The organism is Cobetia amphilecti (genome assembly GCF_020217465.1).
Lineage (GTDB): Bacteria > Pseudomonadota > Gammaproteobacteria > Pseudomonadales > Halomonadaceae > Cobetia > Cobetia amphilecti.
The window spans coordinates 2,334,565-2,347,232 of sequence record NZ_CP084115.1; the positions used below are offsets into that span (position 1 = coordinate 2,334,565).

Annotated in this window: 12 protein-coding genes; 8 read left to right on the forward strand and 4 right to left on the reverse strand. The window is 63.1% G+C overall.

The window, feature by feature from the left end:
• The first annotated feature begins 50 nt into the window (after positions 1-50).
• The 6 genes from LCW13_RS09945 to LCW13_RS09970 all read left to right on the forward strand — a co-directional run bounded on the left by LCW13_RS09945 (position 51) and on the right by LCW13_RS09970 (position 5,899).
• The gene (locus tag LCW13_RS09945; RefSeq protein ID WP_225346724.1) at positions 51-884 is read left to right on the forward strand and encodes an alkaline phosphatase family protein; all 834 of its coding nucleotides are present in this window, start codon (positions 51-53) and stop codon (positions 882-884) included.
• Positions 884-1,732 carry an ABC transporter permease gene (locus LCW13_RS09950; RefSeq protein WP_225346725.1) on the forward strand — a complete coding sequence of 283 codons (849 nt, stop codon included), beginning with the start codon at positions 884-886 and terminating at the stop codon, positions 1,730-1,732. The genes LCW13_RS09945 and LCW13_RS09950 overlap by 1 nt, the downstream gene beginning before the upstream one ends.
• Entirely contained in the window at positions 1,716-2,696 is a 981-nt protein-coding gene (locus LCW13_RS09955; protein ID WP_225346726.1) for an ABC transporter permease, read from the forward strand. The genes LCW13_RS09950 and LCW13_RS09955 overlap by 17 nt, the downstream gene beginning before the upstream one ends.
• Positions 2,696-3,883: an ABC transporter ATP-binding protein gene (locus LCW13_RS09960; protein ID WP_225346727.1), complete on the forward strand. Its 1,188-nt coding sequence runs from the start codon at positions 2,696-2,698 to the stop codon at positions 3,881-3,883. Before LCW13_RS09955 ends, LCW13_RS09960 begins: the two co-directional genes overlap by 1 nt.
• Positions 3,876-4,550: an HAD family hydrolase gene (locus LCW13_RS09965; protein WP_225346728.1), complete on the forward strand. Its 675-nt coding sequence runs from the start codon at positions 3,876-3,878 to the stop codon at positions 4,548-4,550. The genes LCW13_RS09960 and LCW13_RS09965 overlap by 8 nt, the downstream gene beginning before the upstream one ends.
• Before the next feature lie 143 nt (positions 4,551-4,693).
• Positions 4,694-5,899, forward strand: coding sequence for a GAK system CofD-like protein (locus tag LCW13_RS09970; RefSeq protein WP_225346729.1), 1,206 nt, complete (start codon positions 4,694-4,696; stop codon positions 5,897-5,899).
• Positions 5,900-6,017: 118 nt separating this feature from the next.
• Here LCW13_RS09970 and chrA read toward each other — a convergent pair whose 3' ends face one another.
• The 4 genes from chrA to LCW13_RS09990 form a co-directional block, all read right to left on the reverse strand.
• Positions 6,018-7,295 (reverse strand): chromate efflux transporter, encoded by a 1,278-nt coding sequence (chrA, locus tag LCW13_RS09975; RefSeq protein WP_225346730.1) that lies wholly within the window; start codon positions 7,293-7,295, stop codon positions 6,018-6,020.
• Between the two features lie 259 nt (positions 7,296-7,554).
• Positions 7,555-8,874: an organoarsenical effux MFS transporter ArsJ gene (gene arsJ / locus LCW13_RS09980; protein ID WP_225346731.1), complete on the reverse strand. Its 1,320-nt coding sequence runs from the start codon at positions 8,872-8,874 to the stop codon at positions 7,555-7,557.
• A gap of 1 nt (position 8,875) precedes the next feature.
• Positions 8,876-9,925 (reverse strand): ArsJ-associated glyceraldehyde-3-phosphate dehydrogenase, encoded by a 1,050-nt coding sequence (locus tag LCW13_RS09985; RefSeq protein ID WP_225348142.1) that lies wholly within the window; start codon positions 9,923-9,925, stop codon positions 8,876-8,878.
• A gap of 114 nt (positions 9,926-10,039) precedes the next feature.
• Positions 10,040-10,402, reverse strand: coding sequence for a metalloregulator ArsR/SmtB family transcription factor (locus LCW13_RS09990; protein WP_225346732.1), 363 nt, complete (start codon positions 10,400-10,402; stop codon positions 10,040-10,042).
• Positions 10,403-10,929: 527 nt separating this feature from the next.
• Between LCW13_RS09990 and trxA the strand changes: the two genes are divergently transcribed.
• Together trxA and LCW13_RS10000 are read left to right on the forward strand one after the other, a co-directional pair.
• Entirely contained in the window at positions 10,930-11,253 is a 324-nt protein-coding gene (gene trxA / locus LCW13_RS09995) for a thioredoxin (protein ID WP_054557199.1), read from the forward strand.
• A gap of 200 nt (positions 11,254-11,453) precedes the next feature.
• Complete coding sequence (locus LCW13_RS10000) at positions 11,454-12,572, forward strand: major royal jelly family protein (protein WP_225346733.1); 1,119 nt, start codon at positions 11,454-11,456, stop codon at positions 12,570-12,572.
• The last annotated feature ends 96 nt before the right edge of the window (positions 12,573-12,668 follow it).

Genomic DNA, 12,668 nt, shown 5'->3' on the forward strand with positions numbered 1-12,668 from the left:
GACAGACGGCATCGCCTTTGCGGTGCCGTCTTGAGCTTCACGGAGTCACCATGTCTCAGCGTGTCATTCTTGTCGTGCTCGACGGCCTCAACCACGCCGTGGGTCATCATGCCATGGGCTATCTGAGTGCCCTGGTCGAGGCCGGCCGTGGCCAGTATCAATCACTGGACTGCGAGCTGCCGGCCATGTCGCGCCCGCTCTATGAATGCCTGCTGACCGGCGACCTGCCTGTCGACTCGGGTATCGTCAACAACGGTATCGTGCGTCGCTCACGCGGCATCAGTCTGTTCGACCTTGCCAGCCAGCAGGGCAAGCGCACGGCTGCCGCCGCCTATCACTGGGTCAGTGAACTCTATGTTGCGGCCCCCTTCGTAGCGGCCCGCCATCGCTGGCTCGACAACCCGGAATCCGCCATCCAGGCGGGCATCTTCTACTGGCAGGACCATTACCCGGATGACCATCTGTTCAGTGACGCCGAAATGCTGCGCCTGCGTCACGACCCGGATTTCCTGCTGGTGCATAGCATGAACATCGACGATGCCGGCCATCGTCATGGCGGCGACACACCGCAGTATCGCAATGCCGCACGGCATGCCGACGTCGCCCTGGCCGACTACCTGCCGGCATGGCTGGAAGCCGGCTATCAGGTGATGGTCACCGCCGATCACGGCATGAATGCCGACCGCTCACACTCCGGCCTGCTGGCAGAGGAGCGTCGCGTGCCGCTGTGGACCTTCGGCAACGCCTTCGCCAACGGCGCCGCGACGAATCTCAAGCAACGCGAGCTCTGCGGCACCCTGGCCACATTGCTGGGACTTGAGCACAGCAAGGCGAGCAATCCGTCGCTGCTGGCGAGCCATGCTGCCACGCGAGGCCTCCAGTGATGACTGCCGCCTTCAAGCGCCGCCTGGCCAGCCCCGTCATGTGGTTGCTGCCGTTTGCACTGATCTTCGGCGCCTTCCAGATCGCGCCGCTGGTGTGGGTAATGGTCAGTGCCTTCAAGACTCCCACCGGCTGGGGGCTGGCCAACTTTCACGAGATCGCCTCCTCGGCCTTCTTCCGACAGGCCATCTGGCGCAGCCTTGAGATCTCCTTCATGTCCAGCGTGCTGGGGCTGACGATCGCCGCCGTGACCTGTCACAGCATGCACCGCTGTGGTCCGCGCCTGACGCGCATGATGATCGCCTTCACCAACATGACCAGCAACTTCGCCGGTGTCCCGCTGGCCTTCGCCTTCATCATCCTGATGGGCGCCAACGGCATGCTGACCCTGATGCTGGAGCGCTTCGGCCTGCTCGAGGACTTCAATCTCTACTCGCGCACCGGCCTGATCGTCATCTACACCTGGTTCCAGATTCCGCTGGGCATCCTGTTGCTATATCCCGCCTTCAGCACTCTGAAGACGGAATGGCGTGAAGCCGCCAGCCTGCTGGGCGCCAACCGCCTCGCCTACTGGCAGCACATCGGCCTGCCGGTGCTGTGGCCGTCCCTGGCAGGCACGCTCACCGTACTCTTCGCCAATGCCATGGGCGCCTACGCCACCGTCTATGCGCTGGTGAACACCAGCTACAACCTGATGACCATCCGCATCGCCAATCTGGTCTCCGGGGACCTGTTCCTGCAGCCGGAACTGGCCAGTGCACTGGCCCTGGTGCTGGTCGTCATCCTCGTCATCGTCACGCTGATTCAGCAATGGCTCATGCGCAGGAGCTACCATGTCACTTCCCGCTGAACTGCCCTATCGCCACGGCAAGCCCTTGCTGCCCAGCCTGATGGCGCGCCTGCACCGCGTGAATGTCTACACCTTCATCGTCACCAGTGTCTTCGCGCTGCTGGCACTGCCGCTGATCGCGACGCTGTTCTACGCCCTGGCGACACGCTGGGGCGCCAGCCTGACCCCCGATGCCCTGACCGTGAAATGGTTTCTGGAACTCTGGACCACACCGCGTTTTCTGGCGGCGTTCGGGCGCTCGCTGCTGGTCGCCGTCGGTGCGCTGGCACTGTCATTGCTGCTGATCGTGCCGGTGGTGTTTCTTGCCCACACACGCTATCCGCGCCTGGATAGCGTGATGAATGGGCTGATCCTGCTTCCCTTCGCCGTGCCGCCCATCGTGTCATCGGTCGGCCTGCTGCAGCTCTATGCAGGCGGCCCGCTGGCCATCGTCGGCACGCCGTGGATCCTGATCCCCACCTACTTCACCATCGTGCTGCCCTTCATGTACCGCGCTCTGGCCAACAGCCTGCGTGCGCTGGACGTGGCATCCCTGATGGAAGCCGCTCAACTGCTGGGGGCGAGTCCGCTCAAGGCGTTCTTCCTGGTCGTGCTGCCCAATATTCGCGTCGGCATCCAGATTGCCGTCTTCCTGGCCTTCTCGTTCCTGGCTGGCGAATTCGTATTCGCCAACATGCTGGTCGGCACACGCTTCGAGACCCTGCAGGTCTATCTGAACAATATCCGCGGCGCCAGCGGCCACTTCACCAGCGCCTTGGTCATCACCCTGTTCGTATTCACGCTGATCCTGACCTGGCTCGGCAATCGTCAGCCCGCCGAGCAAGAGATGCCCGCAGATGACCCCGACGAGGCGCTGGCCACCACCATGACCGACGGCTTGCCCGGCCCGGTGTCGAGCGCCGAATCCGAGCCGCGCCACACCCACCACCAGTCGTCAGACTCCACACCCCGAGGGGACCGCTGATGCTTGCCATCGACACCGCCACCACATTCGATATCCAGAGCGCCGGCGGCCTTCTGACCAGCGCCCTGCGCGAACGCGCCGCCGACCAGCACTACCTCAAGCTCAATGGCCTGGCCAAGAGCTTCGGCAAGACCCAGGTATTCGCCGAGATAGATGCCGAGATCGCGCGCGGGGAATTCATCACCCTGCTCGGCCCCTCCGGCTGCGGCAAGTCGACCCTGCTGCGCGCCATTGCTGGGCTCAATGATGTCGATGCCGGCCAGATCATCGTCGATGGTCACGACATCACGCCACTGCCGCCGCAGCGTCGCGGCATCGGCATGGTCTTCCAGCACTATGCGCTGTTCCCCAACATGCGCGTGGCGGACAACGTGGCCTTCGGGCTGCGCATGAAGAAGGTGCGCCCGGAAGAACGCGAGCGGCGTGTCAGCGAGGTGCTCAGACTGGTGGAGCTGACCGATCAGGCGCAGCGCTTCCCGCACCAATTGTCCGGCGGCCAGCGTCAGCGTGTGGCACTGGCACGCGCGCTGGTGGTCGAGCCGCAGATCCTGCTGCTGGATGAGCCGCTGTCGGCACTGGATGCACGTATCCGCCGCCATCTGCGTGATCAGATCCGTGATATTCAGAAGAGCCTCGGCCTGACCACCCTGTTCGTGACCCACGATCAGGAAGAGGCACTGTTGCTGTCGGACCGCATCTTCCTGATGCATCAGGGGCGCATCCTGCAACAGGGCAATGCCGAGTCGCTGTATACCCGCCCGGTGGATGCCACGGCGGCGGGCTTCATGGGGCATTACAATCTGATCGGTCGCGAGCTGGCGCGCCCGCTGCTCGGCTACGAAAGCGACAGCCCGCGCGTGGCACTGCGTCCGGAAGCGCTGTACCTGCAACCGGACACCAGCCCCCAGGGACAGCAGGATGAATATACCAACTTCCCGACCCAACCCTTGCCAGACAATGCCGGCCCCGGTTGCCCGGGCGTGATTCGCCGCCACCAGCTGCTCGGCAATATCGTGCGTTACGAGGTGGACTGTCAGGGACTGCGCCTGAATGTCGATGTCCTCAATCGCAGTGCTCGGCAGCTACTGCCGTGTCATCTCCGCGTGATGCTGCACGCCGATCTGGATGAAGTTCAGGCGCTGGGCGGGGACGAGACCGTCGCAACGTCGGAGGTGTCCCATGGATGACATCACGGGGCTTGCCATCTTCGATCTCGATGACACCTTGCTCGAAGGCGATGCCACGGGGCTCTGGACCGACTGGTTGATCGCGCAGGGCTGGATCGCCAATGGCGAGGAATATCGCGCAATCTGGGCACAACAGATGCTGGACTACGCGGCCGGTGAGCTGGACATGGAGACGCACCTGACCCACCTGCTGGCCCCGCTGGGGGGTCGCGCCGTCAGTGAAGTCGATGCCGAGGTGGCACGCTTTCTCGATGCCGAACTGATGCCGCGCCTGTATCGTGAGGGATTGGAGCGAATTCACTGGCACCGCGCGCAGAACCATCAGATCGTGATCATCTCGGCCTCGACGGCGCATCTGGTCGCCCCCCTCGCCGAGCGCCTGGCGCTGGACGCGGCCCTGGCCACGGCCCTCGAGACCGAGCAGGGCTACTACAACGGGCGGGCCTGTGGCATTCGCACCTTCCGCGAGGGCAAGCTCGCAGCACTCAAGGCATGGCAGCAGCAACACGCCAGCCACAGCGCCGGAGTGCCCAGCTGGGGCTATTCGGATTCACGCAATGATCTGGCCTTGCTGGAATTCGTCGATCACCCCTTCGCCGTCCATCCGGACCCGACCCTTGCCAACTTGGCGCGACAGCGCGCCTGGCAGACACTACGTTGGCAATGAGGTAAGCCGAATTGGCAACAAGAGACGCTGGGCTGGGATCAAGAGCCCCTGCGCTGAAATTGAGAGAAAGTGCATAATAGGCGACGCTGGGCGTAAAAAAAGGCACTCTGTGCCAAAAATGCAAGCATAAAGGAAGCCATGCAATGGCCAAGGTCAGGGTCAGTCGGACCGCACGTGTACCCGATCCCATGCGCGTCAGGCGCTATCTGAAAGCCCCCGAAGTCGGCCCGCGCGTGCTGTTCTTCAGTGGCGGCACCGCGCTGACCGGGGTCTCGCGCACCCTGACCCGCTATACCCACCACAGCATCCATCTGGTGACGCCGTTCGACTCCGGGGGCAGCTCGGCCAAACTGCGCGAGGCCTTCTCGATGCCCGCTATCGGCGATCTGCGTTCACGCCTGATGGCGCTGGCCGATGACAGCGTTCTGGGCCATCCCGATATCTATCGCCTGTTTACTCACCGCCTGCCGCGTGAAGCTCGCCCGGAGATGCTGCACGCTACGCTGCGCGAGTTGGCGGCTGGGCGGCATCCGTTGACCATGGCGGTCGCGGAACCGATGCGCACCCTGATCTGCCATCAGCTGGGCTTTCTCATCGAGGCCATGCCGGAAGGCTTCGATCTGCGCGGCGCCAGCATCGGCAACCTGATCATTGCCGGCGGCTATCTGAACCATCACCAGCAACTGGATCAGATCATCTTCCTGTTCTCCAAGCTGGTACACGTGCGCGGCACGGTACGCGCCGTGGTCAATGCCGATTGTCATCTGGCGGTGACGCTGGAAGATGGTCGCGAGATCATCGGTCAGCACCGCATCACCGGCAAGGAAGTCCCCCCCCTCGATTCGCCCATCGCGCGCATGCGTCTGGCAGCGGCAGAGGGCGACCACCACGTGCCCGTGGTGCCGGAGCTACACGCCAACAATCGCCAGTTGATCGAGTCGGCCGAACTGATCTGCTTCCCCCCCGGCAGCTTCTATTCCAGTGTGCTCGCCAATCTGTTGCCCAAGGGTGTCGGGCGTGCGGTGCTGGCCAACCCCTGCCCCAAGGTCTATATCCCCAACTGCTGCCCGGACCCGGAGCAGACCGGCAAGTGCATGGACGAGCTTGTCCACATGTTGCTCGACACCCTGTGTGCAGACCTCACCGGCCGCATGGAAGACTGCCCCACCGAGAACCTGCTCAACATCGTGCTCCTCGACAGCCAACGCGGCGACTACCCCGGCGGCCCCTGCACCGAGGCGCTCGAGCGCATGGGCATCACCGTGATCGACACCAAGCTGATCAGCGAGCAGAGCGCACCCTACTACGACAACGAGCTGCTGGTCACCGCACTGCTGTCGCTGGTGTGACGCCAACCACGAGCCGCTCGGCCTGAGCTGCTCTGCCTGAGCTGCTCTGCAGAAAAAGAACGCCCCCGCCTGCCAACAGCAGACGGGGGCGTTCTTTTGTCAGATACGACGTCGGGGCTTAGATCATGCCACGCACCGCGCCGAGAATCACCATCCCCAGCACCAGCTTCCAGGGTGCCAGCGAGAAACGGGTCAGGGCGATGAAGGCGGCCAGCGCGATCACCAGGTCCGTGCGGCTCAGCACGCTGGTGGTCCACAGCGGGTCATAGAGCGCCATGCCCAGCACGCCCACCACGGACGCGTTGGCGCCGGCGAGCGCAGCGCGCGCCCCGGCGCGTGCGCGCAGACGCCCCCACAAAGGCGCCACACCGATCAGCAGCAGAATCCCCGGCAGGAAGATGCTCAACAGCGCAATGACGGCACCGAGCAATGCCGAACCGCCGCCCACCTGCGACATGCCGGCCCCCAGCCAGGCGGCAAAGGTAAACAGCGGCCCCGGCACTGCCTGGGCGGCGGCATAGCCGGTGAGGAAGGTATCGGCCGCGATCTGGCTCGTCTCGACGGTGGAGGCCTCCAGCAGCGGCAGCACCACATGCCCGCCCCCGAACACCAGCGCCCCAGCACGGTAGAAGATATCGACCAGACTGCCCGATGCCACCAGCGGCAGGCCGATCAACAGCACGAAGAACGCGACCAGGCAGTAGCGTGCCAGGCGCGCCGAGACCGGCAGTGACAGCCCCGCGGCCCGGGCGTGCTGGCGCACGGATGCCGCCTTGTCATCACGACACAGCAGGCTACCGAGCACTGCGCCCATCGCGATCACCCCGACCTGCGTCCAGGCGACTTGTATCCAAACGCTCTGTGCCAGCGCCAGGCCCAGCATGGCCAACAGCGCCAGACAGGTACGCCGCAAATCCGGGCACAGCTTGCGCGCCATGCCCCAGATCGCCTGGGCGACGACGGCCACCGCCACCAGCTTCAAGCCATGGCTCACCCCCGAGGCCAGCGGCCCTTCGAGGCTGCCCGCCACCAGTGCCAATACCAGCAACGCCAGCGCAGACGGCAAGGTGAATCCGATCCACGCCAGTATCCCCCCCATCACGCCACCGCCACGCACCATGCCCAGCGCGAAACCGACCTGGCTGCTGGCCGGCCCCGGCAGAAACTGACAGAGCGCGACCAGCTCGGCGTAGGCCTTGTCACTCAACCAGCATTGCCTGCGTACCAGCTCATCGTGGAAGTATCCCAGGTGGGCAATCGGGCCGCCGAAGCTGGTCAGCCCCAAGGTAAAAAAGGTGCGCAGCACTTCACTGCGCCGCGTCTTGTCGCTCGCAAGCGGGGCATCAAGTGTCGCGTGGTCGCGCTCACGCTTCGCAGTTTCATCCGGATGTGACATGACGTTTCTCTTGGAGCGGAAAGGATAACGACCAGAAATCCAGCGAGGGGGTTATGTGAGAGCTATACGAAAGAATTTCCACTTGCTGACGCTACGGTGACATCAGGTGAATTCGCAATGAGCTGATCCTCGCGTCACTTGCATCACCCACCAGACTATCGCCGCCAGATGACAGGAAGCCCGCCCCATGGTTGGGACGGGCTTCCTGCATGAGGGCTTCCTGCATAAGGGCTTAGGCGTCAGGTGCCCGGCGAAGGCTTCAGTTGGCCGACGTCTCCTGAGTGGAGGCATGCTGCGTGTCCGAGGGCAATGCGATGGTCATCACGGCACTCGCCGCCACCAGTGCCGCCGACCACCACAGGCAGGCTTCCAGACCATAGGCCTGATAGAGCCAACCGGACAGCAACGTGCCCAGCAGGCGCCCCATGGCGTTGGCCATATAATAGAAGCCGACATCCATCGACACGCCTTCACTGCGCGCGAAGCGCACGATCAGGTAGCTGTGCCAGCTGGAATTGACGGCGAAGATAACGCCGAACACCAGCAGACCGATGATCAACCACTCAAGGGGCGCCAGCCCCAACAGGATGGTCGCACTGCTGTCGCCACCCTGCTTCGCATCCAGCGACATGCTCGCCATCAGCGCGGGCAACAGCGCCAGCACACCGGCCAGCAGCACGGTCATCCAGCGCACGCCCGCATCACCGCTCAAGCGACGCGCGATCGGCCCGGTGATGTGCGGGGCCTGGGTCTGCACTCCGCCGTAACCGATCACCCATGCGGCCATCAGGATACCGACTGTCCAGAAGTTCCAGCCATGTACCTCGGCTAGATAGACCGGCAAGGCGACCACGAACCAGACATCACGTGCAGCGAACAGGCACATGCGCGCCGCCGACAGCACATTGACTGCCCGCGAGGTCGAGAACATCTCACGAAACGCCGGCTTGCGGCTGGCCTTGCTCTGCCCCAGCGATGCCGAGAGCTTGCGCAGTGACAGCACCAGCACCACGGCCAACATGAGCCACATGGCCAACACCGTGCCCTGGAAGTCGATGAGACTGAGCGCCGCGCCACCGAGGAAGAAGCCCAGGCCCTTGAGGGCATTCTTGGAACCGGTCAGCAGCGCGACCCAGCGATACAGCGCTCTCTGCGACTGCGCCGCCTGCTGCCCCTTCGGCACCAGCACCTTGATGGCGCTCTTGGCGCTCATCTTGTTGAGGTCCTTGGCGATGCCGGACAGCGCCTGGGCAATCATCACCCAGACCACCGTCAGCATGGACTCCGGCACCAACAGCATGCCGAGCGCCACCAGCTGCATCGCAAGCCCGGCATTCATGGTGCGATTGAGACCAAGCCTTGCCCCCAGCCAGCCGCCGACCAGGTTGGTGGCGACACCAAAGGCTTCGTAGAACAGGAACAGCAGCGCGATATCCAGCGCCGAGTAGCCCAGCGAATGGAAATGCAGCACCACCAGCATGCGCAGTGCGCCATCCGTCAGCGTGAAGGCCCAGTAATTCCCCGTCACCAGCAGGTACTGGCGCACCTCATGGGGCAGCTCTCGCAGGCGGGCAAGCATTTCAGCGCTCCTGTGTGCTGGCGTCGGCCAGATCACCCAGGCCCACTTTCAGCGCCAGCTCTGCGGTGCGGTTGGCATAGCCCCACTCGTTGTCATACCAGGCGTACAGCTTGAGCTGGGTGCCCGCGACGACCATGGTCGAGGGCGCATCGATGATGCTGGAGCGGGAATCGGTACGGAAATCGATCGACACCAGCGGGCGTGTCTCGTAGCCCAGCACGCCGGCCAGTTCACCTTCCGCAGCGCTCTGCAGCGCCTGATTGACCTCTTCCACCGTCACTTCGCGATTGAGCTCGAACACCATGTCGGTCAGGGAGGCATTGGCCAGCGGCACACGGATGGCGTGGCCGTTCAAGCGGCCCTCCAGTTCCGGGAAGATGGCGCTGATCGCCTTGGCGGAACCGGTGGTCGTCGGAATCAGGCTCATGCCGCAGGCCCGCGCGCGGCGCAGGTCCTTGTGCGGCGCATCCAGAATCGTCTGGGTATTGGTGATGTCGTGCAGGGTGGTCATGGAGCCATGACGAATGCCGAACTTCTCCTGAATCACCTTAATCACCGGTGCCAGGCAGTTGGTGGTGCAGCTGGCTGCCGTCACGATGCGATGCTGTTCGGCGTTGTAGAGGTGATCGTTTACGCCTATGACGATGTTGAGCACGCCCTCTTCCTTGACCGGCGCGGAGACCACGACCCGCGCGACGCCCTGCTCGAGATAGGCGTTCAGCACCTCGGTACTCTTCTTCTTGCCGGAGGCCTCGATCACCACATCGCAGCCCGACCAGTCGGTATCACCGATCTCACGTTGGCTTGAGAATGCCGTGCGCTGACCATCGAGGGTGATGGAATCCGCGTCGCTGGTGATACCGGCGCCCGGCGACCACTGGCCATGCACGGAATCGAATTCCAGCAGATGGGCGAAGGTCGCGGCATCGCCACCCGGGTCATTGATACGCACCACGTCCAGCGCGATATCATCGCGTAGCTTCCACAGCGCGCGCAGGGCGAGACGACCGATGCGCCCGAAGCCGTTGATACCGACGCGCAGGGCCGGCATGCCCTCCGGCACGCTGATGGACGAGGAATAGGACGGAGCGCTATGAGCAGGGCACATGGGCATTTCCTTGAGAGTGTTCGAAAAGATTCGGCTAACGTTCTACGGCCTGTGCGCTCAGCAGCAGCGCACAGGGCGGTTGGGTATCGTCTCCAGCCACGCCACCCAGCGCGACACCTCGCGGGCGTTGGCCTGACAGAGAGTCGCGAGAATCTGATGGCACCAAGCTGGAAGGTCAGGTGCCAGACGGTAGTGCACCCACTGGCCACGCCGCTGACTGGTCAGCAGGCCAGCATCTCTCAGCTGAGCGAGATGCCGCGAGAACTTGGGCTGGGAGATGGGCATGGCACGCTGTTCCAGCAGCCAGATAAGCTCACAGACACACAACTCTTCCATCTGGGCCAACAGCTGCACGACGGTCAGGCGAGTATCCTCGGCAAGGCACCTGAAGACCTGCAACGGTGTCAGGCAGGCCGCCATGTCTCCCACTCCATCAATAACGTCATTGGTTGACGGTTTCATAGCGATGTCCTCGCGTATGCCTGAGCCACCTTGCTCCCCTCTCGATTCCCCCACCCGATTCCCCCACCCGATTCCCTCTCCCGCCCCCTCTCACCGGCACCTGACGCAAGGCAAGGCAGGATGTCTCCCAGCCGGCTGAAGCGCGCCGATATACGAAATATCATATATGTGTTTTTCCATATATAAAATGACACATGTATGACAGTTGGATGACAGCCGGCGCCTGAATCGATGGCAGCGATGGAGAGCGATTGGAGAGGGAATGGAGGACAAATGAAGCGCGATCAGAGTGTCGCTTGGCTCGGAGTACCAGCGGGTAGCCGGTCACACCATCGCCACTGTTGCGCAAACGGCACGCATATGTTGCCTGGCCTCAAAAGCGAATGCGCTTGCGAACAAAAGTCGAGCGGCGTTAGTGTGTGTGCATCAGGCATACCAAGTGCCCTTTTGAATCACGCATCCCTCGTGATGCACAGGAGAGACAAATGGCGGATTTCGCACAAGTCGTCGATAGCAACTACACCCAGGAAGTCATCGAGAGCGAGCAGCCGGTGCTGGTCAAGTTCTGGGCACCGTGGTGCGGCCCGTGCAAGATGCTCGACCCGATCGTCGAATCCATCGCCGAAGAACAGGGCGATGCCCTCAAGGTCGTTGCCATCAATGTCGATGATGCACCGGACCTCGCCGCCCAGAATGGCGTCCGTGGCCTGCCGACCATCGCGCTGTTCAAGTCCGGCGAGAAGCTCGAAGCCCTGACCGGCGTCCAGCCGAAGGAAAACTTCGACGCCATGATCTCGCGTCACGCCTGATCGAATCGGCCGCTGGCCGCAAGGCCCTGACGCTGCAATGAAAACGCCCTCCATGAGGGCGTTTTTTTGGTCTGCACGGTGCTTTAGGTTACTCTATGCCCATGATTTTTCAGGCAATTATCGTAATAGAGAAATTCCTGCCTTCAAGATATCGCTGACCGCGACAGTAACACCAGCATTATCACGACAAGGAAACATTGATGCCTGACCCCGTCCGTTCGACCCGACATCTGGGCATGGTCGCCCTGCTTACCGGCCTGCTGACGGGCTGCGCCAACGGCCATACGACCCTGCCGGCCACCACCTCAGCGCTCAAGGCCGGGCCTGCCTACGGTGAAATGCGCTCTGTCGCCGTCATGCAGATTCGCCCCGGCAATGTGGCGGTGACGCCCAATGGACAGGTCTTCGCCACCATCCACCCGATGGATGGGGATCACGACGTGCAACTGGTCGAGATCACCGGCCAGAACAGCTACCGCGCCTGGCCCTCCCCTGCCTTGCAGACGCATGCCGGCCGCTACAGCGACGCCACCATCGATTCCCCTCTGGGCATCTACCAGGATGGCCAGGGTGGACTGTGGATCACCGACATGGGGCTGCATCTGGGCAAGACCCGCCTGTGGGGCTTCGATATTGCCTCGGGAAAGCTGATCATCAAGCTGACTTTGCCTGCGAACATCGCCCCCGAGGGCAGCTTCGTTCAGGACCTGGCGGTGGACCGCAGCCGTGGCGTGGCCTATCTGGCAGACATCGCCAATCCGGGCTTGATCACCGTCGACCTGGAGAGCGGCGAAGCCACCCGCTTCAGCGAGCACCCGGCGCTTGAGGCAGAACCTGGTGCCAAGCTCAAGATCGATGGCAAGGACGTCCAGTTCAATGGCAAGCCTGCCAAGGTCGGCGTCGACCCGATCACCCTGTCCGGCGATGGCGAGACGGTCTTCTTCGGCGCCATGACCGGCCACAGCTGGTACAGCTTACCGGCCAAGCTGCTGCGCGAAGGCGCCGATCACGCCACCATCGCCGCTGCCATCACGCGCGTCGGCGACAAGCCCGTTTCCGACGGCGCAGATACCGCTGGGGGCATCCACTACTTCACCAACCTCAATCAGCATGGGCTGGATGTGTTGGGCGCCGATGGCAAACTGACGCCGCTGGTGCGCGATGAACGTCTCGACTGGCCGGATGGCGTGCGCATGGCGGCCGACGGCTGGCTCTATGTCACCGTCAATCAGCTCGACAGCACGCCGCCCTTCAATGACGGCAAGGATAGCGGCCAGGCGCCGTACCGTATCTTCAAGGTCTGGCCCGTCGACAATTGAGTCGATAATTGAATCGGCAATAGAGAGGTCGGTCGCGTCGACCCTCTGAAAGACAACGCCCGCATTCCTTGGTCAGGAATGCGGGCGTTGTCTTTC

Excerpts from the sequence above, each read along its gene's own strand:
- LCW13_RS09990 (WP_225346732.1), bottom strand. The coding sequence starts at position 10,402 with ATGGCGGCCTGCCTGACACCGTTGCAGGTCTTCAGGTGCCTTGCCGAG.
- LCW13_RS09985 (WP_225348142.1), bottom strand. The coding sequence starts at position 9,925 with ATGCCGGCCCTGCGCGTCGGTATCAACGGCTTCGGGCGCATCGGTCGT.
- LCW13_RS09950 (WP_225346725.1), top strand. The coding sequence starts at position 884 with ATGACTGCCGCCTTCAAGCGCCGCCTGGCCAGCCCCGTCATGTGGTTG.
- LCW13_RS10000 (WP_225346733.1), top strand. The coding sequence starts at position 11,454 with ATGCCTGACCCCGTCCGTTCGACCCGACATCTGGGCATGGTCGCCCTG.
- LCW13_RS09945 (WP_225346724.1), top strand. The coding sequence starts at position 51 with ATGTCTCAGCGTGTCATTCTTGTCGTGCTCGACGGCCTCAACCACGCC.
- LCW13_RS09955 (WP_225346726.1), top strand. The coding sequence starts at position 1,716 with ATGTCACTTCCCGCTGAACTGCCCTATCGCCACGGCAAGCCCTTGCTG.
- chrA (WP_225346730.1), bottom strand. The coding sequence starts at position 7,295 with ATGTCACATCCGGATGAAACTGCGAAGCGTGAGCGCGACCACGCGACA.
- LCW13_RS09960 (WP_225346727.1), top strand. The coding sequence starts at position 2,696 with ATGCTTGCCATCGACACCGCCACCACATTCGATATCCAGAGCGCCGGC.
- trxA (WP_054557199.1), top strand. The coding sequence starts at position 10,930 with ATGGCGGATTTCGCACAAGTCGTCGATAGCAACTACACCCAGGAAGTC.
- LCW13_RS09965 (WP_225346728.1), top strand. The coding sequence starts at position 3,876 with ATGGATGACATCACGGGGCTTGCCATCTTCGATCTCGATGACACCTTG.
- arsJ (WP_225346731.1), bottom strand. The coding sequence starts at position 8,874 with ATGCTTGCCCGCCTGCGAGAGCTGCCCCATGAGGTGCGCCAGTACCTG.
- LCW13_RS09970 (WP_225346729.1), top strand. The coding sequence starts at position 4,694 with ATGGCCAAGGTCAGGGTCAGTCGGACCGCACGTGTACCCGATCCCATG.